Consider the following 23,669-nt stretch of genomic DNA (forward strand, 5'->3'; position numbering starts at 1 on the left):
GGAGAGTTCCACCGTGAAGCGTGCTGCCCTGTTCCTCGTCGCTGCCGCCCTGACCACCACCCTCGCCGCGTGCTCCAGCGGCGACGACACGAGCGGCGACTCGACCCCCGCAGCGTCGTCGACCGCCAAGGAGACGGCCAAGGAGACCGCCAAGGCCGAGAGCACGGCGGCAGCCGCCGAGCCGAACATCGCGCTCGCCTGCGGCCGCTACTACAACGGCGGCGAGAGCTCGCTCAAGGTCCGCGTGGCCGCCGTCGCGCCGGCCATGGACGCGCAGGACGCGGGCACGCCGCTGGACGAGGACACGACCGACGAGCTCGGTGCCATCGACTCGTCGCTCGTCCTGGCCATCAAGGTCTCGCCCGCCCCGCTCGCCGAGGCGTTCACGGCGATCCAGGCCCGCATCGAGGGCGCGCTGGCCGCCGCCGAGTCCGGCACCGCGAACACCGCCACGCTCGACCTGCCGACGCAGGACGCGGCGATCTCCACGGAGTGCGTCGCCGGCGGCTTCCCGGTCAGCTGACACCCACCGGCGGGTCGCGACGCAGGTCGTGGCCCGCCGGCGACCGTCCGCCCCTGACGCCGACGACGCCGTCGAGCGGTCGGGGCCTATGAGCCCGCGCCCGTGCGCGCACGCCGGCGGTAGGCGCGGGCCTTCATCACGTCGCCGCACTCGTTCATCGAGCACCAGCGGCCGGACCGGTTGCGCGACCCGTCGTAGTAGATCCACTGGCAGTCGGGGTTCGCGCACGCCTTGAGCCGCGGCCACTGGCCCGCCTCGTGCGCCCGGTGGACCTCCGCGAGCAGCCCGGCGACGAGGGCGTCGTCCCCGGCCGACGCCAGCCTCGCCGCGCCTCCGTCGAACGACACGACCAGCGGATGCTCGAGCGCCACCGCGTCGAGCGCGGACGGGTCGCCGGTCACCAGGTAGTCGCGTGCGGCGTCGCGCAGCCGCCTCAGCCCGGCCGGGCCGCCGGCCGCGAGGTGGTCGACCCCGTGGAACCGGTCGTCGGTGTTGAGCAGTGCGCGCACGCGCTCGAGCGGCCCCGGGGCGATGCCCGGCTCGGCGCCCAGCGAGACCCACTCCAGCAGCGGGTCGGGGCGGGTGATCTCGCTGACGGTGTCCTCCATCGCCTTGACGTCCGGTCCGGATGACCAGAATAGTCGTCACCACTGTAACGGTTTTACTAGTGACGCAGGGAGACAGTGATGACGACCTCCACGACCGAGAAGCTCGGTTGCGACACCTCCGACATGCTGACCATCCACGCGCTGTTCCGACGGGCGTTCACGGACGCCCCCGGCCTGGTGCGCGGCGTGCAGGACGGCGACCTGACCCGGCTGGCCCCCGTCGCGGGGCACGTGCGGGAGGTGGCCGGCGCGCTGCACCACCACCACCAGGGTGAGGACCTGCTGCTGTGGGACACCCTCGAGCAGCGCGCGCCGGCCTGCGCCCTGCACGTCGGCCTCATGCGGGCCCAGCACGCGGCCACGGCCGCCCAGCTCGAGCGGCTGGACGTCCTTCTGGCGGCGTGGGAGGACGACGCCGGGGTCGAGGAACGTGACGCGGTGGCCGCGCAGCTGGACGCGGTCCGCGACACGCTCCTGGCGCACCTCGGCCAGGAGGAGACGCAGATCCTGCCGACGGCGTCGACCGTCATGTCCCAGCGCGAGTGGAGTCTGCTGCACGAGCACGGCATGGCGTCGATCCCCAAGGACCGCCTGTTCCTGCAGCTCGGCTGGGTCCTCGAGGTCGTGCCGGCAGAGGAACGGGCAGGTTGGCTGCGTACCAACCTGCCCGCTCCTGCCCGGCTGCTCTGGCGGCTCGTCGGCAAGCGGCAGTTCGCCGCGCACCGTGCCCGCGTCTACGGACCGGGGTCCGCAGCCGTCAGTTGATCTTGCGCCGGTAGATCCGCATCGCGAAGACGTACGCGACCACCAGGATGCCGACGCACCAGGCGAGGGCGACCCAGATGTCGCTGCCGACCGGCTGCCCGGCGAACAGGTTCTGGATCGTGTCGACGATCGACGTCACGGGCTGGTTCTCCGCGAAGGCGCGCACCGGGCCGGGCATCGTCTCGGTGGGGACGAAGGCCGAGCTGATGAACGGCAGGAAGATCAGCGGGTAGGAGAACCCTGCGGCCCCGTCCACCGACTTCGCCGACAGGCCCGCGATGACCGCGACCCACGTGAGCGCCAGCGTGAACAGCGCCAGGATCCCCGCGACCGCCAACCAGGCGAGCACGCCCGCCGAGGTGCGGAACCCCATGAGAAGGCCCACCAGGACGATGATCACGACCGTGATGGCGTTGGACGCCAGCGAGGTCAGCACGTGAGCCCACAGCACCGACGGGCGGGCGATCGGCATGGAGTGGAACCGCTCGAAGATGCCGCTCTGCAGGTCCGTGAACAAGCGGACCGCGGTGTAGGCGATGCCCGACGCGATCGCGATCAGGAGGATGCCCGGGAGCAGGTAGTCGACGTAGTTCTGGGTGCCGGTGTCGATCGCCCCGCCGAAGACGTAGACGAACAGCACCATGATCGCGATCGGCGTGACGGCGGTCGTGATGATCGTGTCCACGCTGCGCGTGATGTGACGCATGGAGCGGCCGGTCAGGTCGGCCGTGTCGCTGAGGAAGTGGGTGGTGCTCATGACAGGTCCTCACTGAGCTCGGTGGTGGCGTCGGTCCCGACGAGGGCGAGGAAGATCTCCTCGAGGGTGGGCTGCTTCTCGACGTACTCGACCGTCGCCGGCGGCAGCAGCCGCTTGAGCTCGGCGAGGGTGCCGTTCGCGATGATGCGGCCCTGGTGCAGGATGGCGATCCGGTCGGCCAGCTGCTCGGCCTCGTCGAGGTACTGCGTGGTGAGCAGGACGGTCGTGCCCTGCGTGGCCAGCTCCTTGATCACCTGCCAGACCTCGATGCGCGCCTCGGGGTCGAGGCCCGTCGTCGGCTCGTCGAGGAAGAGCACCTTCGGCTGCCCGATCAGGCTCATGGCGATGTCGAGCCGGCGGCGCATGCCTCCCGAGTACGTCGCGACCCGGCGCGCCCCCGCCTCGGTCAGGCTGAAGCGGGCGAGCAGGTCGTCCGCCACCTGGCCGGGCGCCGGCAGGTGCCGCAGCCTGGCGACGAGCACCAGGTTCTCGCGGCCGGACAGGATCTCGTCGACCGCGGCGAACTGGCCCGTCAGGCTGATGGACTCCCGGACCTGGAGCGGGTTCGTCTCGACGTCGAACCCGTGGACCGTGGCCGTGCCGGCGTCGGGCTTCAGCAGCGTGGACAGGATCCGCACGATCGTCGTCTTGCCGGCTCCGTTCGAGCCGAGCAGGGCGAAGATGCTGCCCGGCGCGACCTCGAGGTCGACGCCACGCAGGACGTGCAGCTCCTTGTAGGACTTCTCGATGTTCTGCAGACGGATCGCCGGTCCGCGATCCTCGATGCCAGTCATCTCTTCCGTTCCCCTCTTCTGGTGTGCCGGGCTCATCGGGCGTGCTGGATGGTGACGTCGCCCGAAGCGGTGCGCGCACGCACGGCGACGGCTCGCTCGGACTCGTCAGGGGCGACGTCGCTCTGGAGCTGGTTGCGGACGTGCCCGGTCTTGGAGGACAGGTCGAGCCAGGCCGGGACGCCCGGCCGGACGCCGATCGTGACCTGGCCGTAGCCGCTCTCGACCTGGATCGAGCCGCTCGAGACCTCGTGCAGCTGGATGGCCCCGTACGCCGTCTTCGCGGTGACGGAGGCGAGCGCCGTGGTGATCTCGAGGTCGCCGTAGGAGAGCTTCGCGTCGAGGTCGCCGCCCGACCGGCCGACCGTGACGCTCCCGTGCGACGCCTTGAGGATCGCGTCGCCGTGCACGGTGCCCAGCCGGATCTGGCCGTGGTCGGCGGTGATCTCGGCCGACCCCTCCACGGTGCCGACGATCGCGTTGCCGTGCCCGGCGCGCAGCCACAGGTCACCGGTGGTGTCGACGTCCGCGCCGCCCGACGACGCCTTGATGCGGGTGGGTCCGAGGCGCCCGACGGTACGCACGCCGCCGACCGAGATCTCGGCGGCGAGCCGCGAGCCCGTCGGCAGCTCGACGACGACGTCGACGGTGTCGAACGGTCCCGGGCCGATCCAGCTGAGTCGGGGCTTCGGGCCCGTGATCGTCAGCCGGCGGCCGTCGAAGTCGACCTTGGTCTCCTCCGCGCCGCGGCGGTCGACGGCCTTCGCCGGGTTGGTGGGCGTCACGGTCACGACCGTGTCGGTGCGGTCGCTGGCGATGACGTCGATCGCGCCGACCTGGAGGTGGATGGCGAGGTCGATCGGCGTGGGGGTGCTGTACGTGGGCATGCTGACGGCTCCCTGCATCTGGGTGTGTTCGTCCGGCCCCGCGGGTCCGCGTGGCTGGTGGAGGCGGTGGGGTCGGCCGGGCTAGCGCGCCCAGCCGGCGAAGCTGTCGCCGGTCCGCAAGGTGCGCTGCGCGGACCGTCGCTGTCGGGGTTGCAGAGCGGACGCGATCGCCCGGACCAGCCAGGCGTTGACCGACAGGCCGTCGGCCGCCGCCGCCTCGTCGACCTTCACCTTGAGGGCGTCCGGCAGGCGGAGCGTCGTGCGAGACGTGCTCACGTCGTCGAGGTCGACGGCGGCGGGCGCGTCGTCGGCGTCGGGCTCCCCGCCGGCCTGCGTGACGACGAACTCGATCTCGCGGCCGCGCAGCCGCAGGTCGACCGACCCGGGAGCGAGGTCCCGGGTGATCTCGCCGACCGCGGCGGAGAGGGCGTCGAGCAGCACGAGCCGGGCTGCGGAGTCGAGCCCGGCCACGAGCCGCTCGGCGACGGCCCGCGTGTCCTCGGTGCCGTGCTCGGCGGACTCGACCAGCTGCCGCTGCAGGTCGGTGACGTACTGTCCAAGTTCCATGGCACCATCTTGACACCACAGTGGTGTCACGTCAAGCGATTGTGGTGTCAGTGGTGACACCGCGCCAGGAACACCACCTCCCGACCCGGTCGGTCCGGGGCCTCCCGCACCTCCAGCACGTCGAAGCCGGCCGCCTCGAGCGAGCGCTCGATCGCGGCGCGGTCCCGGAACCGCAGCGTCGAGTCCGAGGTCAGGACGGCGCCGTCGGAGGCGAACACGTAGGTCGCGCGGAACGTCACCAGGTCACCGACCGCCTGGGTGACGTCGACCCACGTCTCCACCCGACCGACGCCCTCGACCTCCGTCGACTCGTAGGTCGCGTCGCGGGTCCACTCGCGCCACGCCTCCCGCTCGGGGACGCGGGTCTCGAACACCAGATGTCCGTCGGGGGTCAGCGCCGTGCGGATCCCGTCGAGGGTCGCGGCCCAGGCCTCGTCGGTGACGAACACCTGCGCGACGTTGCCGGTCATGACCGCCAGGTCGACCTGCAGGGACGGCAACGTGGTGGCGTCGCCGTGCAGCCACCGGACCCGGTCCGCCCCGTCCTTCGCGCGGGCGACGTCGAGCGAGGCGCCCGCCGGGTCCACGCCGACCACGTCGATGCCCCGGTCGGCCAGCATCAGCGCGAAGGTCCCGGTCCCGCACCCCACGTCGAGCACGCTGGTCGCACCGAGCTCCCCGACGATCGCGGCGTACGCCTCGAGGTCGCTGCGGTCCGGGTCGAGCGGGTCGTAGAGCTGCGCGAGGCGGGGGACCTCGAATCCGTCGTCGGCCATGAGGTGGACGCTAGGAATGCCGCCGGTCGCTGCGCCAGCGGATTGATCACCGCGGCGCAGGGGCCGGCGGGTCGTGGCGGTGCTCGTCCGACCTCGGGCTGATGAGGCCGACCTGGTGTCCGTCCGGGTCCGCGAGCACCGCGAAGCGGGAGCCGAAGAACGCGTCGAACGGCCGCTGCCGGGACTCGTGCCCGAGGTCGGTCATCCGCGTCCAGATCGCGTCGACGTCGTCGCGGCCGCCCAGGTGGATCGAGTAGACCGTCGCGGCGGCGCGGTCGTCGGGAGTCCCGCTGTTCCAGAAGCGCACCGACGACGCCTCGTCCAGCTCGACGCTCAGCCCCTCGAACCTGATCTCGGCGTGGGGGTCGACCGCGTCACCGACGTCCCAGCCGAGGTCGCGGTAGAAGGCGGCCGTGCGGGCGACGTCCGCGACGACGAGGTTGATCTGGGTCGGGCCCGGCAGCGCGTGACCCGGGAGCGCCTGCTCAGGCGTCTGCTGGTGGAGCACGAGTCGCCAGCCGCCGGCCTCGTCGCGCCGGTACGTCGAGGAGAGCGTCGCGCGGACGGTCTCGCGGCCCCGGACCCCGCGGAACGGGTAGACCACCGTCGCGGTCGCGCCGGACTCGAGGAGTTGCGGATCACCGAGCTCGACCTCGTCCCAGCCCGGCGACCCGTCGATCGCGGCGACGCACGCGGCCTTGTCGAGGACCGCACCCGGGACCACCACGACGGCGTCGTCGCTCAGCGTCCGGGCGTAGGCCTCGCCGGCGCCCTGCGCGAGCCCCCGTTCGATGTCCATCAGCTCGTCCGCGACGCTCATGCGTCCAGGCAACCACCTCTCCGTGGGCGGTGCAGCCCGTCGACCGACGGAGCGGTCGGTGGCAGGCTGGCAGGACTCGGCACTCTCGGGGAGCACGACATGACGATCACCGACGACGAGCTCGCGGCACTCGTCCGCGACGCCGCCGAGGCGGCCGACGCGTTCATCGGCGGAGACACGGACCGCTACCTCGAGCTCGTCCACCACGCGCCAGGATTCACGTTGTTCCGCCCGTACGGTGGGCCCGCGTCCCGGTCGCAGAGCCGCGCTCCCGTGGTGCGTGAGTCAGCGGGGTACTTCCAGCACGGCGAAGCCACGCTCGAGCACGTCGAGACGCACGCCTGGGGCGACACCGTGGTGATCGCGATGGTCGAACGCCAGCATGGCGAGGTCGGCGGGACGCCTGACCAGGACTGGTCGCTGCGGGTCACGCACGTCTACCGACGCGACGAGGGCCGGTGGCTTCTGGTCCACAGGCACGCCGACGCCCTCGTCAGCCCGATCGACATGGCGACCCTCGGCTCCCTCGCCCGCGGCGAGCTCCGGGCCGACGGTTAGACCGAGCTCACGGCCCTCCGCGCCAGTGGTCGATCCGCCGGTGGTCGGGCACGAAGCCGTGGTCGACACCCCACAGCACCGCCTGCGTCCGGCTCTCCACGCCGATCTTCCGGTAGACCGTTCCTCGGCTACCTGCTCTTCCGGAACGACGCCGACGACGGCTTCCTCCAGCCCGCCGGGATCATCGGGTCGATCACGGCGCCATCATCGTGCTGCTGATCTGGATCCGCGTCGGCGGCCGCCGCTCGGTCACCGGCTGATCCCGCACCGGCCCCGGTCGTAGCTATCGGGGCCGACGGGCAGTCTCAGCACCCCACGTCAGGTCGGACGGTTCAGAAGGTCACGCGGTCGAGGTAGTCGAAGCCGACCCTGGCGGCCTCGAAGGGGTCGAACGTCGGGTCGCCGAACCGAGGGTCGTGCTCGACGACGTAGTACTTCGTGCTGCCGCCCGCGGCGCGGAAGATCGACGGGAAGTCGATGGTTCCCTTGCCGACGATCTCGATCGGGCCGGGGAACGCACCGGCGCCCATGTCCTTCACGTGGAACAGCTTGATCCGGTTGCCGTACCGCTCGATCACATCGATCGGGTTGGTCATGCCGCCGCCGTTGGTCGCCCAGTAGAGGTCGAGCTGGAACACGACGTTCTTCGGGCTCGTGTACGCCATGAGGATGTCGTACACGGTGCGGCCTCCGAAGGCCGTCTCGAACTCGATGTCGTGGTTGTGCACCATCAGCGTCTGGCCGTGCCTGCGCGCCAGGGCACCGACCTCGTCGAGGTACTCGGCGTAGGCGATCCACTCGGCCTCGGTGGTGTAGATCGGCGGGAAGATCGGGGTGGCTCCGGAGCCGAAGAACTTGATGCCCAGCACCTTGTTGTCCGCGAGGATCTGCTCGATGTCCGCCGGGTTCCCCGGCGTGCCGACATCGACGTGCCGCGCGGAAGCCTTGAGCCCGTACTTGTCGAGGAGCGAACGGTACTGCTCTGCCGTCAGCCCGCTGAGGGTGAACGGCTCGACGTTCCGGTAGCCCATCTCCCTGAGGCGGCCGAAGACCTCCTCGGTCCGGGCGATGGTGTCCGCATCGGTGCCGAAGCCGATGTACTCGGCGAACGTCCAGAGCTGGACGGAGATCTTGCTCGTCGGTATCCCTCGGCCGTGGCGGTCCGGAGGACCCGCGGACGCGGTGCTGACCACACCGAGGACAAGGCTGAGCGCGACCACCGTCGCGGCGACGAAGCCGCGCAGCATGCGGGCCCACGATCGGTTCATGGTTTCCATCAGGTGCTCCCGAGGCGCCACATCGTCGAACGCTCGACCGGCCATCCTTGCCCGCACGACGTTCGATCCACTCGCACCGTAACCGGCAGTCGCGCCGATGGGGAAGGCCTGTGGCGGACGGAGCGGCGCGCGCGGAGCGTGCGTCGATCAGTGAGGCTGCCGCCCCGGCGCCGGCCATGGGGCGTGCTCGACCGGTACCAGGGTGCGGGTCGTCGTCGGGATCTTCGGCGCCGACGCCGTCGCTGCCAGCGCGTCGAGGTACCGGCCGCCGAGCCAGGCGGTCGTCACGGTGCCGAGCTTGTAGTCGTGCGGATTCTTGTGCCACCGCGCATCGGGCTTGACCTCGTGGAGCCACAGCCATCGGCGCTCGAACCCGACGATCACGCCGATCCACAGCCCGGCGCGCTCGCGCTCCCGCTCGACGCCGATGAGGGGTCCGTGCTGCGCGAGCGTCCGGAGCATGTCCTTGGTCGTGTCGAGCTCGAGCCCGCTCAGGGCGACCGGCGGCCACGCCGGCTGCGCCCGCGCGAAGAGGGACCCGACGCCACGGTGGCGCGACACGGTGGCGACGTCGCGCACCCGCACCGCGATGTAGCCGTCGGCGTACCCGCCGTCGACGAACGACGCCACGAGGGCCCACTTCGCGCCGACCGCGAGGACGACGCCGTCCAGCGGGGTCGACCGTCGCAGCCGACGGGTGACCCGCACGAACGTCCCGGCCTCCTGGGCCGCGACGAGCCTGCGGCCCGGCTTGCCGCCCGCCCGCATCAGACGTTGAACCGGAACTCCACCACGTCGCCGTCGGCCATGACGTAGTCCTTGCCCTCGATGCGAGCCTTGCCGGCGGCGCGGGCAGCGGCGACGGAGCCGGCGGCCACGAGGTCGTCGAAGGAGATGACCTCGGCCTTGATGAAGCCCTTCTGGAAGTCGGTGTGGATCACGCCGGCGGCCTGGGGGGCGGTCCAGCCGCGGTGGATGGTCCAGGCGCGCGACTCCTTGGGGCCCGCGGTCAGGTACGACTGCAGGCCGAGGGTGTGGAAGCCGACGCGGGCCAGCTGGTCGAGGCCGGCCTCCTCCTGCCCGTTGTCGGCGAGCATCTCGCGGGCCTCGTCGGGCTCGAGCTCGACCAGCTCGGACTCGAACTTGGCGTCGAGGAAGATCGCGTCGGCCGGGGCCACCAGGGCGCGGAGCTCGTCCTGCATCGCGGTGTCGGCCAGGCCGGCGTCGTCGGTGTTGAAGACGTAGATGAACGGCTTGCTCGTCATGAGCTGGAGCTCGTCGAGGTGCTCGATGGTCTTGCCGCTCTGCGACAGGGTCTGGCCCCTCTCGAGGATCGCCTGCGCCTCCTGGGCGGCGGCGAGCAGGCCGGGGTCCGCCTTCTTGGCGCGGACCTCCTTCTCGAGGCGCGGGATCGCCTTCTCGAGGGTCTGCAGGTCAGCGAGGATCAGCTCGGTCGCGATGATCTCGATGTCGTCCTTCGGGTTCACCGCGCCGGAGACGTGCACGACGTCCGGGTCGGCGAACGCGCGCGTCACCTGGCAGATGGCGTCCGCCTCGCGGATGTTGGCCAGGAACTTGTTGCCCAGGCCCTCCCCCTCGCTGGCGCCCTTGACGATTCCGGCGATGTCGACGAACGACACGGTCGCCGGGAGGATGCGCTCGGAGCCGAACAGCTCGGCGAGCACCTCGAGGCGGGGATCGGGCAGCGGGACGACGCCGACGTTGGGCTCGATCGTCGCGAACGGGTAGTTCGCCGCGAGAACCTGCGCGCGGGTCAGCGCGTTGAAGAGGGTGGACTTGCCGACGTTGGGCAGGCCGACGATGCCGATTGTGAGTGCCACGAGAGACCAGTCTAGGTGGCGGGCCGACGAGGCCCCGGTCGCGCGCTGACATCGAGCGCCCGACCGGGGCCGGCGTCGCGCTAGGGGTGCTGCGTGCGGGACCGGACGATGAGGAGCAGTCCGCTGCCCACCAGGAGCGCGAGGGCTGCGGCCAGGCCGTAGACCTGGACGTGGTCGGCGCCCGTGGCGGCGAGCACGTCCGCCTCGGGCGCAGCGAGCACCTCCGACGTCACCTCGAGCCCGCCCGGGGCGGCCAGCACCTCGGGCACCTCGGTGGGGACGGTCGACGGGGTGGACACGGACGCGACCGCGACCACGCACTCGTCCGAGGGGCTCGGGAGGGCGTCGGCGAGCGCGTACGTCGTGCTCATGGTCGTGCCAGACGCGAACGCGTACCCGGTACGCGCCGAGGCGGTCAGGGTGTCCCCGTCCCACGACCAGGTCGTCGTGTCCGTGTCGGCCGGGGTGGCGGGCAGGACCGCACCGGACTCGCACGTCGGCGGCGTCGCCTCGGGGAACGTCACGTCGGCGAGCGTCGTCACGCACTTCTCCTGTGGGAGAGCGGGGAGCAGGTCGAACGCGACCACCATCGTCGTTCCGTCGTCGGACACCCCCGGACCGGCCGGGAACAGGTGGCCTGCCGCGGCCGTGAAGGTGATCTCGTGACGCGCTCCGCCGATGGCGACCACGGGCCCCGCGGCGGAGCTCACGACCGAGACGTCGCCGACGGAGCCGGCCGAGCCGCACGTCGGCGCGATGACCGTCACAGCAGCCGACGCGTCACGCTCGAGGCAGGGCGCCGACGAGACGAACCGCCAGTCGGCGAACAGTCCCTGGTCCTCCGGGTACGCGACGGTGCCGGTCAGCCGGCCGTCGGAGAGCACGGCGTCGATGTCCTCGCGGGAGCCGACGAGGCGGTCCTGCTGGTAGGTGACACCGCACACGGTGGGCTGGACCTCGCCCAGGCCGACGAGCGTCTGCGGGAGACCGACCGCGCTGAGCGTCGGGTCGGTCGGGGCGTAGTTGGGGGTCTGCCACGTGACCCAGACGTCGCACGTCTCGGCGGCACCGTCCTGCGAGGTGCAGGACGAGCCGAGGTCGGTCGTGGGCGTCGCCGTCGCAGGGCCGGCGAGGCCGATCAGGCCCAACAGCGCCAGGCACGTGGCAGCCACGGCCGCAACGATCTTGCTCATGGGTGTGTCTCCGGTTCGACTCTCGGGCCTCGGCGGTGGGCCGCCTCGTTGCTCGAGCGACAGGAGTTCCCGTGTCGTCACCAGCCCGCGAGCCGATGACGGACCCGACCATGACACGGCACCCCGGACACCACCCGCCGAGACCGGATGAGATCGACGGGATCCGCGGGTGAACCCGCGCAGCGGACCGGCAGGCGTCAGGCGAACGCGACGATGCGGCGCAGCAGGTCCGGCCCGGTGCGGTCGAGCGTGCGCCCGCCGATGCGTACGCCGATCGTGAGCAGCACCGACCCGAGCACCACGCCGACCGCCAGCGTCACCCAGGCGAGCGGGACCGACCCCCACCCGATGGCGGCCAGTGCGAGCACGATCTCGGGCAGGCACAGCGCCATGACCGCGAGCCACCCGCCCAGCTGGGAGACGACGGCCGACATCGACGCACCCTGGCGGGTCTGGAACGGGTTCTCGCCGGGCATCTGGACGGGGTAGACGACGAGCGCGGAGACGACGCTCGACCCGCCGAGCGAGGTGAGCAGCACGCCGAACGACACTCCGAGCAGGGCGGGGATCAGGGCGGCGCGGTCCGCGAGCAGTGCGGAGCCGACGGAGAGCACGACGACTGCCGGCACCGCGATCGCGGCGGCGGCGATGACGCGCCCGAGCCGGTCGGCGACGCCGCGCAACGGTGCGGCGACGTGCGTCCAGAACGCCGTGCCGTCGTAGGCCACGTCCGCCGAGATCCCCCAGCCCATGAGGTAGCCCGCGATCGGGCCGATGAGCAGGAGCAGCCCGCCGTCGGGGTTCACGAGGTAGAAGACGACGGCCAGCACGGGCACGATGGCCACCGCGAGCGCGTACCGCGGGTCGCGCGCCCAGTAGGTCAGGCAGCGCGCGGTGACGGCGCCGAGCGGGGTCGCCGGCAGGCGGTCGAACCAGCCCAGGCCGTGGCCGCGCGCCGAGACGCTCTGGTGCGGCGGGTTGACCAGGGCGTGCGCCAGCGCCCGGTCCCACACGAGGGCGACGACCACGACCGTGCCGACGGCGATCGCGAACCGGGCGCCGGCGAGCCCCCACTCGCCGTCGGCGACGCCTGCGGGTACCGCCCACACGGCCCCGAGCGGGGTCCAGGACAGGACGTCGGCAGCCTGCTCGACCATGTCCTGCGTGATCGTGGTGCCCGAGAAGAACCGCCCGAGCAGCGGGCCGATGACGATGATGGGCAGGATCGCGACCGCCGCCATGACCTCGCGGAACCGCCGCCCGCTGAGGATGCTCGAGGCCGCGGACGTGGTCGCCCGCGCGCCGACGACGCAGGTGGCCAGCGCGAGAACGACGCAGACGAGCCCCGCGACGAGGGCGGCCGGCGTGCGCCACCAGACGCCCGCCATCGACAGGACGGCCAGGGTGGTGACGACGCCAGGGATGCCGAGCAGCCCCGCGAGCGCGAGGCCGGTCAGCAGCGAGCGTCGCGGGATGGCGAAGGTGACGAACCGCGCGGGGTCGATCGTCGCGTCCAGACCGAAGGCGACCAGCGGCACCAGCCACCAGCCGAGCACGATCACCGACCCGAGCAGCACGGTGACCAGACCACGGATGTCGGGCTCCTGGACGCTCAGCACGGCCATGGACCCCACGACGATGGCCAGCGCCATGAGCCCGTAGAAGGCGCCGACGACGAGCCCGACGATCTGCCACGCGCTGCGCCGCAGTCCGTTGCGCAGCAGCGTCAGCTTCAGGCGGAGGAGGTGCGCAACCACGCGAGCCCCTCCCCGCCGACCCGACCGCCGACCAGGTCGACGAAGCGGTCCTCCAGGCTGCGGTCGCCGCGGACGTCGTCGACCGTGCCCGCCGCGAGCACGTGGCCCGCGGCGATGACCGCGACGTGGTCGCACATCCGCTGGACCAGGTCCATGACGTGGGAGGACACGATGACGGTGCCGCCGGAGCGGACGTAGGACGCGAGGATGTCGCGGATGTTCGCGGCGGAGACCGGGTCCACGGCCTCGAACGGCTCGTCGAGGACGAGCAGGCGCGGCGCGTGCACCAGGGCGCAGGCCAGCGCGACCTTCTTGGTCATGCCGGCGGAGTACTCGACGACGAGCTTCTGGGCGTCCGCGGTGAGGTCGAGCGCAGCCAGCAGGTCGGTCGCCCGCTCGGCGACCGTCGCGCGGTCCAGCCCCTGGAGCAGGCCGGCGTAGGTGATCAGCTGCTGGCCGGTCAGCCGGTCGAAGAGGCGGACGCCGTCGGGCAGGACGCCGAGCATCGCCTTGACCTCGACGGGCGCCGCCCAGAGGTCGTGCCCGTGCACCAGGACGGTGCCGAAGTCGGGCTGCAGCAGGCCGGTCGCCATCGACAGCGTGGTCGTCTTGCCCGCCCCGTTGGGGCCGACGAGGCCGTAGAAGGAACCGGCGGGGACGACGAGGTCGATGCCGGAGACAGCGATCTTGTCCCCGAACTTGCGCCAGAGGCCGCGCAGCTCGAGGGCGGCGGGTGCGGTCGACATCGGTCCACCCTAGGTGGCCGCACGTCGCGGCGCGGGACCTTCACCCGGATGCACCGTGCGATGTCAGAGGTGCCTGGGAGCGTTCGGGACATGGACACCGGACTGCTGCTGGGACTCGCGATCGGCGCCCTCGTGGGCGTGCTCGCCGGCTGGATGCTCGCCTCGCCACGGCTGCGCGCCGCCGACCTGGCGGCCGCGCGCGCGACGGCGCTCCTGGAGGCCGAGCGGCACGGGGCGCAGTCCCGGCTGGAGGACTCCGACCGGCTGGCGGACCAGTTCCGGTCCCTGGCCGCCGACGCGCTGGCGACGAGCACCGACCAGTTCCTCGCGCTCGCGCACCAACGGTTCGCCGCCGACCACCAGACGCAGGTCGGTGAGCTCACGCAGCGCGAACAGGCCGTGCGGGCGATGGTCGAGCCCCTCTCGCGCACCCTCGACCAGGTGCGGCTCGAGCTGTCGACGGCCGAGCAGGCCCGCGCGGCCGGGCAGGCGGCGCTCGGCGAGCAGGTCCGCGCGATGCAGCAGGCGTCCGAGCACCTGCGCGGCGAGACCGCGCAGCTGGTCACCGCGCTGCGGTCGTCGCAGGTGCGTGGGAAGTGGGGCGAGCTGCAGCTCAAGCGCGTGGTCGAGGCGGCCGGGATGCTGGCGCACGTCGACTTCGTCGAGCAGGACCAGGTGCGCACCGACGACGGCCTCCTGCGGCCGGACATGGTGATCAAGCTGGCCGGCGGCAAGAACGTGGTCGTCGACGCCAAGGTCGCGTTCCTCGGGTTCCTCGACGCCGCGCAGACGACGGACGAGCGCGTGCGCAGCGAACGGCTCGCGGCGCACGCGCGGCACGTCCGCGCGCACGTCGACGACCTGGCGGGCAAGCGGTACTGGGACCAGTTCGCGCCCGCGCCGGAGTTCGTCGTGATGTTCGTCCCCGCCGAGTCGTTCCTGCACGCGGCCGCCGAGCAGGACCCGCTGCTGATCGAGTACGCCTTCGAGCGCAACGTCGTCATCGCGACGCCGACCACGCTGCTCGCGCTGCTGCGCACCATCTCCTACGCCTGGCGGCAGGACGCGCTGGCCAGCAACGCGCAGGCGGTCCTCTCGCTGGGCAAGGAGCTGCACGGCCGGCTGGCGACCATGGGAGCGCACCTGTCCCGGCTCGGTCGCGCCATCGACTCGGCGGCCGGCGCCTACAACCAGACGGTCTCGTCGCTCGAGACGCGGGTGCTCGTGAGCGCCCGGCGCTTCGCGGACCTGCATGTCGTGGACACCGACCTGCCGACGCCCGACCCCGTCAACCCGCAGCTGTCGGCGGTGAGCGCGCCCGAGCTCGTGGCGTCGGCGGAGGAGCAGATCGTCATGTTCGACGGTCGCGCCGAGCGCGACGAGCGCGCCCTGCGCGAGCAGAGCGCGATCGCCCCGACGGACGCCTCGACCGCGTGATCAGCTACCGCGTGATCAGATGCGGTGGACGTCGATCGTCGGGCGGCCCTCGCGACGCGGGACCACGGGAGCCTTGCCGGCGGCCTTGAGGTCGGCGCGGAGCTCACGCGGCAGGGAGAACATGAGGTCCTCGGTCGCGGTGCGCACCTCCTCGACGTCGCCGAAGCCGTGCTCGGCCAGCAGCTCGAGCACGTCGCGCACCAGGATCTCGGGCACCGAGGCGCCTGACGTGACGCCGACGGTGGTCACCCCGTCGAGCCACGCGAGGTCGATCTCGGACGCCTTGTCCACGCGGTACGACGTCCGAGCACCGGCGTCGAGGGCGACCTCGACCAGCCGCACGGAGTTCGACGAGTTCGCCGACCCGACGGTGATGACCAGGTCGCACTCCGGCGCCAGCTTCTTCACCGCCACCTGCCGGTTCTGGGTGGCGTAGCAGATGTCGTCGCTGGGCGGGTCCTGCAGGTTCGGGAACCGCTCGCGCAGCCGGCGGACCGTGTCCATCGTCTCGTCGACCGAGAGCGTGGTCTGCGAGATCCAGATCAGCTTGTCGGGGTCACGGACCACGACGTCGGCGACGGCGTCCGGGGAGTTCACCACCTGGATGTGGTCGGGGGCCTCGCCGTACGTCCCCTCGACCTCCTCGTGCCCGTCGTGGCCGATGAGGAGGATGTCGTAGTCCTCGGAGGCGAACCGGACGGCCTCCTTGTGCACCTTGGTCACCAGGGGGCAGGTCGCGTCGATCGTCTGCAGGGACCGCGCGGCCGCCTGCGCGTGGACGGCCGGTGAGACCCCGTGCGCCGAGAAGACGACGCGGGCACCCTCGGGAACCTCGTCCGTCTCGTTCACGAAGATGGCGCCGCGGGCCGCCAGGGTCTCCACGACGTACTTGTTGTGCACGATCTCCTTGCGCACGTACACCGGGGCGCCGTAGTGCTCGAGCGCCTTCTCGACGGCGATCACCGCGCGGTCGACACCGGCGCAGTAGCCGCGCGGCGCGGCGAGCAGGACGCGCTTGCCGGTGCGGGCGGCACCGGCGGGCGCGCCCGAGACGAGGTCGGACGTCGTGGAGGTCACGGTCAGGAGTCTAGTTCGGCGCGCCCGGCGATCCCCGGGCGAACGGGCCACCGCGGCTGTGACCTGCACCCGACCCGCACGCTGTGCACACGAGCCGACGAGCCTGCGCGCGTGGGGCGCCGTGCTGTCGGTGGGATGAGGCAGGCTGGGCGCGTGAGCACCGGCCCCATCACCAGCCCGCCGGCCGCCGGTCCCCCGCCGCTGCGTGCCGCCGACACGACGCCTGACCGACCATGGCCCGTGCGGCACCTCGCGCCCAAGATCGCCGACTACATCGCGAAGATGCCGCCGGTGTGGGTCGAGGGCCAGGTGCTCAACCTCAAGAGGTGGAACACCCTCTACTTCCTCACGCTGCGCGACACCGACCTCGACATGTCCTTGTCGGTCACCGCGCCCGCGTCGGCGATCGACCGTCTGGCGGACAAGCTGGCGGACGGCGCGCACCTCGTGGTGCACGCGCGGCCGCAGTTCCACGCCAAGAAGGGCACCCTGACGTTCGCCGCCGACGACGTCCGGCTGGTCGGCCTGGGTGAGCTGCTCGCCCGGATCGAGCACCTCAAGGGCATCCTCGGCGCCGAGGGCCTATTCGAGCCGTCGCGCAAGCGCGCGCTGCCGTTCCTCCCCGCCGTGGTCGGCCTGATCGTCGCGCAGCAGGGCGACGCCGAGCATGACGTCGTGTCCAACGCCCGGGCGCGCTGGTCGGCCGTGCAGTTCGAGATCCGCCGCGTGACCGTGCAGGGCCCGCGAGCGGTGCCCGAGGTCAGCGCGGCGATCGCCGAGCTGGACCGCGACCCGCGCGTCGACGTCATCGTCGTCGCGCGCGGCGGCGGCTCGTTCGAGGACCTCCTGCCCTTCAGCAACGAGTCGCTGGTCCGCGTGGCGGCTGCCTGCCGCACCCCGCTGGTCAGCGCGATCGGTCACCACCTCGACACGCCGTTGCTCGACCTCGTCGCGGACCTGCGGGCCTCGACCCCCACCGACGCCGCCAAGCGGATCGTCCCGGACGTGAGCGAGGAACGCGCCCGCCTGACGCAGGCCCGCCTGCGCGCCCGCGCCGCCCTGGCCGCACGGCTGACCCGCGAGCAGACCGGTCTCGACCACTGGCGCAGCCGGCCGGTGCTGGCCAACCCGACCACGCTCGTCGACGTCCACGAGCACCGCGTCACCGCCCTCAGGGACAGCGCACGGCGCTCCCTGCACACCGCGCTCGTGCACGGCCGGGCCGAGGTCGCCGGCCTGGCCGCCCAGGTCAGGGCGCTGTCGCCAGCGGCCACGCTCGACCGGGGATACGCGGTGGTGCAGCGGGCCGACGGCCACGTCGTGCGGGACCCGGCCGAGGTGGAGACCGGCGACCCCCTGCGCATCCGCGTCGCCGCGGGCGAGCTCGCCGCCGAGGTCACGACGGCCTGACCTTTCCGCGGCCGCGTGCGCCCGCGCTGGGCCAGGACGAACCTCCGGCCCATGCTCGCGTGCTGGAGGGGTGCCGTTGGTGTGGGCGTGTCCTGGTTGACTGTGCTCGTGCCGAAGCCGTCCCCGTCCTCCTCGTCCGCCCCGCCCGACCCAAATACCGACGTGAGCTCCCTCGGCTACGAGGAGGCCCGCGACGAGCTCGTCGCCGTGGTCGCCCGGCTGGAGGCCGGTGCCGCGACGCTCGAGGAGTCGCTCACCCTCTGGGAGCGCGGCGAGGCGCTCGCCACGCGGTGCCAGGAGTGGCTCGACGGGGCGCGTGAGCGGCTGAGCGCCGTGCGCGACACCGCGACGAGCGCCAACGGCACGACGATCGGTGACGACGAGGAGACGCGATGACCCCGCCGACCGCCGAGCGCGCCCTCGTCGTCGGCGAGGCGCTCATCGACGTCGTCGCCCGACCCGACGGCACCCGTGCCCAGCACCCCGGGGGCAGCCCTGCCAACGTGGCGCTCGGCCTCGGCCGGCTGGGTCGGAACGTCGACCTGCTGACGTGGCTCGGCCACGACACCGACGGCGACCTGGTCCGGCGGCACCTGCGGGGCTCGGGCGTGCACGTCCTCGAGGGCAACCGCTCCGCGCTGCGGACCCCGCTCGCGACCGCGCACATCGGCGAGGACGGTGCTGCGACCTACGAGTTCGACCTCGCGTGGGACCTGCCCGAGACGTGGGACGAGGGGCCCGGGGACCCGGTCGTGGTGCACACCGGCTCGATCGCGACGGTGCTGCAGCCCGGCGGCGCGGCCGTCGCGAAGCTGCTGGGCCGTCGGCGCGCGACGTCGACCATCACGTACGACCCCAACCTGCGGCCGGCGCTCATGGGATCCCCCGCGCACGCGCTGCCGATGGTGGAGGCGCTGGTCCGGCTGGCCGACGTGGTCAAGGTCAGCGACGAGGACCTGGCCTGGCTGCACCCGGGCGTCGCGCCCGCGGAGATCGCCGAGGAGTGGAGCCGGTCGGGGCCGTCGCTCGTCGTCGTGACGCACGGCGGGGAAGGGGCGTTCGCGAGCACCTCGGCGGGCGCCCGGCTGTCGGTCCAGGCGCCGAAGGTGCAGGTGGCGGACACCGTCGGGGCGGGCGACTCGTTCATGGGCGGCCTGATCGACGGTCTCTGGTCGGCCGGGCTGCTCGGGGCCGCCCGTCGGCAGGCGCTCGCCGACGTTGACTCGGCCACCGTGCAGGCCGTGCTCGAGCGCTGCGCGCGCATCGCCGCGATCACCGTCTCGCGCGCGGGGGCCAACCCGCCGCGTCTCGCCGAGCTCGCCTGACGCACCGGGCACGGCTCAGGGGCGCGCTCGTAGGGGGCTCGCGATCGGCGCCCGGTCGGCTCAGGCGCGCGCCTTCTCTCGGGCCTGCGCGCGCTCCAGGGAGGCCTTGCGGTCGGCCTCGTTCTCGCGGTCGAGCGTCTCGGCGGCCGTACCGTCCCAGGTGAGGTTCTCGCCGCTCTCCGGGTCGAACACCATCATCCGGGCGGGATCGAACCAGAGGTCCGCATCGATGCCGTCCCGGATCTTCGTCTCCGACGGGAGGGCGACGATGAGCTGGGTGCGTAGACCCTCGCCGTCCAGGTCGCGATCGAGCTCCTCGAGCGTCGTCGCGACGTGGGGGTTCGTGTCGAACGGGATGTAGGCGTAGAGCTCGGAGCCGAGCCACTCCGTGACGTCGACGGGCGCAGAGAAGGAGACTCCGGTGCCCTTGCGGGCGTCCTCGAGCAGGGCGGCGTCCTCGAAGTGCTCGGGGCGGATGCCGACGATGACGATCTCCTTGCCCTTCAGCTTGGGGGCCAGGTCCGCGGAGATCGGCACGTCGGCGAACGGCAGCTTCATCGTCGACCCGCTGATCTCCCCGGGGAGGAAGTTCATGGGCGGCGACCCGATGAAGCCGGCGACGAACAGGTTCACCGGCTGCTCGTACAGACCACGCGGGCTGGCGACCTGCTGCAGCTCGCCCTTGCGCAGGACGGCCACCCGGTCGCCGAGGGTCATGGCCTCGGTCTGGTCGTGGGTGACGTAGACGGTGGTGGTGCCCAAGCGGCGCTGCATGCGGGCGATCTCGGTGCGCATCTGCCCGCGGAGCTTGGCGTCGAGGTTGGACAGGGGCTCGTCGAAGAGGAACGCCTCGGCCTCGCGGACGATCGCGCGGCCCATCGCGACGCGCTGCCGCTGACCGCCCGACAGGTTGGCCGGCTTGCGGTCGAGGTGGTCCTGCAGCTCGAGCGTCTTGGCGGCGAACTCGACCTTCTCGCGGATCTCGGCGTCGGTGAACTGCCCCTTCTGCAGGCGCAGCGGGAACGCGATGTTCTCGAAGACCGTGAGGTGCGGGTAGAGGGCGTAGTTCTGGAACACCATGGCCAGGTGCCGGTCGCGCGGGGCCTTGTCGTTGACCCGTGTGCCGCCGATCTGCAGGTCGCCGGCCGTGATGTCCTCGAGGCCCACGATCATCCGCAGCAGCGTCGACTTCCCGCAGCCGGAGGGGCCGACGAGGATGACGAACTCGCCGTCGGCGATGTCCAGGCTCACGCCTTTCACGGCGAGGAAGCCGTCGCCGTACTGCTTGACGATGTCCTTGAGGGTGATGGCGGCCATCGGATCTCCTTCGTGGGACGGGCTGCGAGGACGTCAGCCCTTGACGGCGCCCTGGGTCAGGCCGGACACGATCTGGCGTTGGAAGAGCAGGACGAGAATGACGACCGGGATGGTCACGACGATGGCGGCGGCGGAGATCGACCCCGTCGGCTCCTCGAACTGCGAGGCCCCGGTGAAGAAGGCCAGCGCTGCCGGGACCGGCCGGGCCCGGTCGGTCGAGGTGAGCGAGATCCCGTAGACGAAGTCGTTCCAGGCGATGAAGAACGCGATCAGCGCGGTGGTGAACACGCCGGGTGCGGCGAGCGGCACGATCGCCTTGCGGAAGGCCTGCCACGTGGTCGCGCCGTCCACCTGCGCTGCCTGTTCGAGCTCCCACGGGATCTGGCGGAAGAACGCCGCGAGGGTCCAGATGGAGATCGGGAGCGTCAGCGACAGGTACGGGATGATCAGCCCGAGCCACGTGTCGTAGAGGCCGATGTTCCGCCACAGGTTGAACAGCGGCGTGACGATCGAGATGACCGGAAAGATCGAGACGCCGAGCGCCGTGAGCAGGACCAGCCGCTTGCCCGGGAAGTCGAGCCGGGCGATCGCATAGGCCGCGAGCGTGGCGAGGACGACCGCGATGGCCGTGGCGATCAGGCAGATGCCGATCGAGTTGCGCAGGGACGACAGGAACAGCGTCTGCGCGGATCCGCCCGGGGCCAGGATCTGCTCGTAGTTCACCGTCGACCAGGTCTTCGGCCAGAACAGCCCGAGGTTGAGCTGGCTGGGCAGCTTGAACGACGTGGCGAAGATCGAGACGATCGGGAAGAGGGCGTACACGATGACGAAGATCGTGATGAGGGCCCAGGCCCACTTGGCCCTCGTCGACAGCTGCTTCATCAGCCTGCCCCCCTCGCGCCGCCGGCCAGATCGACCTTGAACAGCTTGACCGCGACCCAGCAGATCAGGATCACGCACAGAAAGAGGAGCACGGAGATCGCGGACCCGAGACCGATCTCGAGCCGTCCGATCGACGTCCGGTAGGCGAGCAACGACAGGACCTCGGTGCCGTTGGCGCCGTTCGTCATGATGAACACGTTGTCGAAGATCCGGAACGCGTCGAGGGCCCGGAACAGGACCGCCACCATGATCGCGGCCTTCATGTTCGGCAGGACCACCCGCGTCAGCCGCTGCCACCACGTCGCGCCGTCGACCTCCGCCGCCTCCTCCAGCTCGGTCGGCACCTGCGAGAGGCCGGCCAGCAGGAGCAGGGAGATGAACGGCGTGGTCTTCCAGATCTCCGACAGGATGATGACGAAGAGGCTGGTGCCCTGCTGGGCGAACCAGTTGAGGTCCGTGCTGATCCCGGGCACCCAGGCGAACCAGTGGTTGATGTACCCCGAGTTGATGTCGAACGCGTAGAACCACGCGAACGCCGAGACCACGGTGATGATCCCGTACGGCACCAGGATCGCCGTGCGCAGCAGGCCGCGGAGCTGGGTGATCGCGCGGTGCATGACCAGCGCGAGCGCGAACCCGAGGATCAGCTCGACCACCACGGTGACGACCGTGATGAACACCGTGACGCCGAGCGCCTGCCAGAAGAGCGGGTCGGTCAGGACCACCGCGTAGTTGCTCAGCCCCGCCCAGCGCTTGTCGTCGGGAGCCGTGAGCCGGAAGTGGAAGAGCGAGTCGTAGAAGGCCTGCAGGATCGGGTACAGCGTGACGGCCAGCATGACGACGAATGCCGGCCCCGCGAGCAGCCAGCCGAGCCGGGCCTCGGACCGTGACCGGTCGCTCCGCCCTGCCTTGGCCGCCGCGTCCCGCAGGTCCGGCGCCGCTCCCCCCGGGACCTGGGTCTGGACCGGCCCTGCCCCCGTCGATGCGGTGCTCATAGCAGCTGCTCCCCTCGCAGCACGGCGGTGATCAGGTCGGTCGACTCCTTGGGGGTGACCTCGGGGGTCACCGAGCTCGGTGGGTGCCAGGTCTGCTGCAGACCGGTCGACACCTCGTTGTAGTAGGGCGTCTGCGGGCGAGGGGCGGCGAGCTCCAGCGACTCCCGGATGACGTCAGCCATCGGGAACGCCTCCTTGACCGCCGGGTCGTCGTAGGACGTGGTGTTGGACGGCGGGTTGCCGTTCGTCGCGAAGTACTGCGCCTGGTGCTCGGGGGTGACGATGCACTCCGACGCCGCGAACGCGAGGTCGACGTGCTTGCTGAACGCGCCGATGCCCAGGTTGATCCCGCCGTAGGGGGGAGCCGACGGCTTGCCCTCGGTGACCTGGGGGTACAGCGCCCAGCCGATGTCGTCGAGGAGGGTCTGGTCGAGCGTGCCGTCCTTCACCCCGGCCTCGGTGGCGGAGTACACGAACGGCCAGTTCACCATGAACGAGCCCTTGTCCCCCTGGAACACCGACAGCGACGCGTTCTCGTCCTCTGTCGGCAGCCCGGGGCCGCCGAGGCCCTCCTTGCCGATGGTGCCGATGATCGTCGCGGCGGCCTCGCCCGCGGGCGTCTCGAGCCCGAGCTTGACGTCCTCCGCAGGGGCCTCGGGGTTCTCGATGATCTGGCCGCCGGCGGAGGCGACGAGCGCGTTGATCCACACGGTGAGCGACTCGGCCTTGGTGCCCTGGACTGCGAGGTACTTGTCCTGGTCCTTGGCCGCCTTCATGATCTGGTCCCAGGTCACGGGCGTGGTCGCCGGGTCGAGGCCCGCGGCCTTCGCCACCGACTTGCGGTACCAGAGCAGCTGCGTGTTGGCCCAGAAGGGCACGGTGACGAGCTCGTCCTTCCAGGTCGCGCCGGCGAGGGCGCCCTTGACCACGTTCTCCGTGACCTTCGCCTGGACGTCCTGCGGGATCGGGGCCAGGAAGCCGGGCTCAGCCAGCTCCGGGATGAACGGCGGGTCGAGGCTCATGATGTCGATGGACGAGTCCTTGGCGGCCAGTCGGCGGGCGAGCTGCTCGCGCTGCGCCGACGCGTCACGCGGGAGGACGGATGTCTCGATCGTGTACTGCCCGTCGGCGGCCTCGGTGCACTGCTTGGCGATCTCCGCCTGGCCCCCGTTGTCGGGGTTGATGTACCAGGTGAGCACGGGGGTCCCGGACCCGGATCCTGCGCAGGCTGCCAACGGAGCGACGAGCCCCACCCCCACCGCGAGGGCGAGCGCTCGTGTGCGTCGTCGCACGGAGCACCTCCGAACCGAGGCGTCGACGCCTCACACCTCAAGGGCTACACCCGTTCGGCCCATCCGCG

Annotated in this window: 25 protein-coding genes; 7 read left to right on the forward strand and 18 right to left on the reverse strand. The window is 71.7% G+C overall.

What is annotated here, in order from left to right:
• Positions 1-13: 13 nt before the first annotated feature.
• Positions 14-523, forward strand: coding sequence for a hypothetical protein (locus AC1DT4_RS08860; RefSeq protein WP_477089414.1), 510 nt, complete (start codon positions 14-16; stop codon positions 521-523).
• An 86-nt stretch (positions 524-609) separates the two neighbouring features.
• Here AC1DT4_RS08860 and AC1DT4_RS08865 read toward each other — a convergent pair whose 3' ends face one another.
• The gene (locus AC1DT4_RS08865; RefSeq protein WP_477089415.1) at positions 610-1,131 is read right to left on the reverse strand and encodes a CGNR zinc finger domain-containing protein; all 522 of its coding nucleotides are present in this window, start codon (positions 1,129-1,131) and stop codon (positions 610-612) included.
• 78 nt (positions 1,132-1,209) lie between these two features.
• Between AC1DT4_RS08865 and AC1DT4_RS08870 the strand changes: the two genes are divergently transcribed.
• Entirely contained in the window at positions 1,210-1,896 is a 687-nt protein-coding gene (locus tag AC1DT4_RS08870; RefSeq protein ID WP_477089416.1) for a hemerythrin domain-containing protein, read from the forward strand.
• Here the strand turns inward: AC1DT4_RS08870 and AC1DT4_RS08875 are convergent.
• The 6 genes from AC1DT4_RS08875 to AC1DT4_RS08900 form a co-directional block, all read right to left on the reverse strand.
• Positions 1,889-2,653: an ABC transporter permease gene (locus tag AC1DT4_RS08875; protein WP_477089417.1), complete on the reverse strand. Its 765-nt coding sequence runs from the start codon at positions 2,651-2,653 to the stop codon at positions 1,889-1,891. The two genes, AC1DT4_RS08870 and AC1DT4_RS08875, sit on opposite strands and share 8 nt — an antisense overlap.
• Complete coding sequence (locus tag AC1DT4_RS08880; RefSeq protein ID WP_477089418.1) at positions 2,650-3,447, reverse strand: ABC transporter ATP-binding protein; 798 nt, start codon at positions 3,445-3,447, stop codon at positions 2,650-2,652. The genes AC1DT4_RS08875 and AC1DT4_RS08880 overlap by 4 nt, the downstream gene beginning before the upstream one ends.
• A 32-nt stretch (positions 3,448-3,479) precedes the next feature.
• Complete coding sequence (locus tag AC1DT4_RS08885; protein WP_477089419.1) at positions 3,480-4,331, reverse strand: DUF4097 family beta strand repeat-containing protein; 852 nt, start codon at positions 4,329-4,331, stop codon at positions 3,480-3,482.
• A gap of 81 nt (positions 4,332-4,412) precedes the next feature.
• The gene (locus AC1DT4_RS08890; protein WP_477089420.1) at positions 4,413-4,898 is read right to left on the reverse strand and encodes a histidine kinase; all 486 of its coding nucleotides are present in this window, start codon (positions 4,896-4,898) and stop codon (positions 4,413-4,415) included.
• Between the two features lie 47 nt (positions 4,899-4,945).
• Positions 4,946-5,674, reverse strand: coding sequence for a class I SAM-dependent methyltransferase (locus tag AC1DT4_RS08895; RefSeq protein ID WP_477089421.1), 729 nt, complete (start codon positions 5,672-5,674; stop codon positions 4,946-4,948).
• A gap of 46 nt (positions 5,675-5,720) precedes the next feature.
• Positions 5,721-6,494, reverse strand: a complete 774-nt coding sequence (locus tag AC1DT4_RS08900) for a VOC family protein (RefSeq protein WP_477089422.1) — start codon at positions 6,492-6,494, stop codon at positions 5,721-5,723.
• A 99-nt stretch (positions 6,495-6,593) separates the two neighbouring features.
• Between AC1DT4_RS08900 and AC1DT4_RS08905 the strand changes: the two genes are divergently transcribed.
• Complete coding sequence (locus AC1DT4_RS08905) at positions 6,594-7,052, forward strand: YybH family protein (protein ID WP_477089423.1); 459 nt, start codon at positions 6,594-6,596, stop codon at positions 7,050-7,052.
• A gap of 332 nt (positions 7,053-7,384) precedes the next feature.
• Here AC1DT4_RS08905 and AC1DT4_RS08910 read toward each other — a convergent pair whose 3' ends face one another.
• From AC1DT4_RS08910 to AC1DT4_RS08935, 6 genes are all read right to left on the reverse strand, one after another.
• On the reverse strand, positions 7,385-8,320 hold the full coding sequence (locus AC1DT4_RS08910; protein WP_477089424.1) for a sugar phosphate isomerase/epimerase family protein: 936 nt from the start codon (positions 8,318-8,320) through the stop codon (positions 7,385-7,387).
• Positions 8,321-8,476: 156 nt separating this feature from the next.
• Positions 8,477-9,097, reverse strand: a complete 621-nt coding sequence (locus AC1DT4_RS08915) for a hypothetical protein (protein ID WP_477089425.1) — start codon at positions 9,095-9,097, stop codon at positions 8,477-8,479.
• Positions 9,097-10,170, reverse strand: coding sequence for a redox-regulated ATPase YchF (gene ychF / locus AC1DT4_RS08920; RefSeq protein ID WP_477089426.1), 1,074 nt, complete (start codon positions 10,168-10,170; stop codon positions 9,097-9,099). Before ychF ends, AC1DT4_RS08915 begins: the two co-directional genes overlap by 1 nt.
• A gap of 80 nt (positions 10,171-10,250) precedes the next feature.
• A complete protein-coding gene (locus AC1DT4_RS08925) occupies positions 10,251-11,363 on the reverse strand; it encodes a hypothetical protein (protein WP_477089427.1) in 1,113 nt (370 codons plus the stop codon).
• A gap of 197 nt (positions 11,364-11,560) precedes the next feature.
• Positions 11,561-13,120, reverse strand: coding sequence for a hypothetical protein (locus tag AC1DT4_RS08930; protein ID WP_477089428.1), 1,560 nt, complete (start codon positions 13,118-13,120; stop codon positions 11,561-11,563).
• The gene (locus AC1DT4_RS08935; RefSeq protein ID WP_477089429.1) at positions 13,096-13,866 is read right to left on the reverse strand and encodes an ABC transporter ATP-binding protein; all 771 of its coding nucleotides are present in this window, start codon (positions 13,864-13,866) and stop codon (positions 13,096-13,098) included. Before AC1DT4_RS08935 ends, AC1DT4_RS08930 begins: the two co-directional genes overlap by 25 nt.
• A 90-nt stretch (positions 13,867-13,956) precedes the next feature.
• On the opposite strand from AC1DT4_RS08935, the gene AC1DT4_RS08940 reads away from it, so the two are divergent.
• A complete protein-coding gene (locus AC1DT4_RS08940) occupies positions 13,957-15,303 on the forward strand; it encodes a DNA recombination protein RmuC (protein WP_477089430.1) in 1,347 nt (448 codons plus the stop codon).
• A gap of 15 nt (positions 15,304-15,318) precedes the next feature.
• Here AC1DT4_RS08940 and AC1DT4_RS08945 read toward each other — a convergent pair whose 3' ends face one another.
• Positions 15,319-16,380: a 4-hydroxy-3-methylbut-2-enyl diphosphate reductase gene (locus tag AC1DT4_RS08945; protein WP_477089431.1), complete on the reverse strand. Its 1,062-nt coding sequence runs from the start codon at positions 16,378-16,380 to the stop codon at positions 15,319-15,321.
• A gap of 135 nt (positions 16,381-16,515) precedes the next feature.
• Here AC1DT4_RS08945 and xseA point away from each other — a divergent pair, with 135 nt between their 5' ends.
• From xseA to AC1DT4_RS08960, 3 genes are all read left to right on the forward strand, one after another.
• Positions 16,516-17,790, forward strand: coding sequence for an exodeoxyribonuclease VII large subunit (xseA, locus tag AC1DT4_RS08950; protein WP_477089432.1), 1,275 nt, complete (start codon positions 16,516-16,518; stop codon positions 17,788-17,790).
• 108 nt (positions 17,791-17,898) lie between these two features.
• Positions 17,899-18,186, forward strand: coding sequence for an exodeoxyribonuclease VII small subunit (locus AC1DT4_RS08955; protein WP_477089506.1), 288 nt, complete (start codon positions 17,899-17,901; stop codon positions 18,184-18,186).
• Positions 18,183-19,115: a carbohydrate kinase family protein gene (locus AC1DT4_RS08960; protein WP_477089433.1), complete on the forward strand. Its 933-nt coding sequence runs from the start codon at positions 18,183-18,185 to the stop codon at positions 19,113-19,115. Before AC1DT4_RS08955 ends, AC1DT4_RS08960 begins: the two co-directional genes overlap by 4 nt.
• A gap of 60 nt (positions 19,116-19,175) precedes the next feature.
• Here the strand turns inward: AC1DT4_RS08960 and AC1DT4_RS08965 are convergent, their stop codons facing one another.
• The 4 genes from AC1DT4_RS08965 to AC1DT4_RS08980 are packed head-to-tail and all read right to left on the reverse strand — an operon-like array spanning position 19,176 to position 23,601.
• Positions 19,176-20,432, reverse strand: coding sequence for an ABC transporter ATP-binding protein (locus tag AC1DT4_RS08965; protein ID WP_477089434.1), 1,257 nt, complete (start codon positions 20,430-20,432; stop codon positions 19,176-19,178).
• Between the two features lie 33 nt (positions 20,433-20,465).
• Entirely contained in the window at positions 20,466-21,314 is an 849-nt protein-coding gene (locus AC1DT4_RS08970) for a carbohydrate ABC transporter permease (RefSeq protein WP_477089435.1), read from the reverse strand.
• Positions 21,314-22,309 (reverse strand): carbohydrate ABC transporter permease, encoded by a 996-nt coding sequence (locus AC1DT4_RS08975; protein WP_477089436.1) that lies wholly within the window; start codon positions 22,307-22,309, stop codon positions 21,314-21,316. Before AC1DT4_RS08975 ends, AC1DT4_RS08970 begins: the two co-directional genes overlap by 1 nt.
• Positions 22,306-23,601 carry a sugar ABC transporter substrate-binding protein gene (locus tag AC1DT4_RS08980; RefSeq protein ID WP_477089437.1) on the reverse strand — a complete coding sequence of 432 codons (1,296 nt, stop codon included), beginning with the start codon at positions 23,599-23,601 and terminating at the stop codon, positions 22,306-22,308. The genes AC1DT4_RS08975 and AC1DT4_RS08980 overlap by 4 nt, the downstream gene beginning before the upstream one ends.
• Between the last annotated feature and the right edge of the window lie 68 nt (positions 23,602-23,669).

This window comes from Cellulomonas sp. P4_D11 (assembly GCF_056401915.1).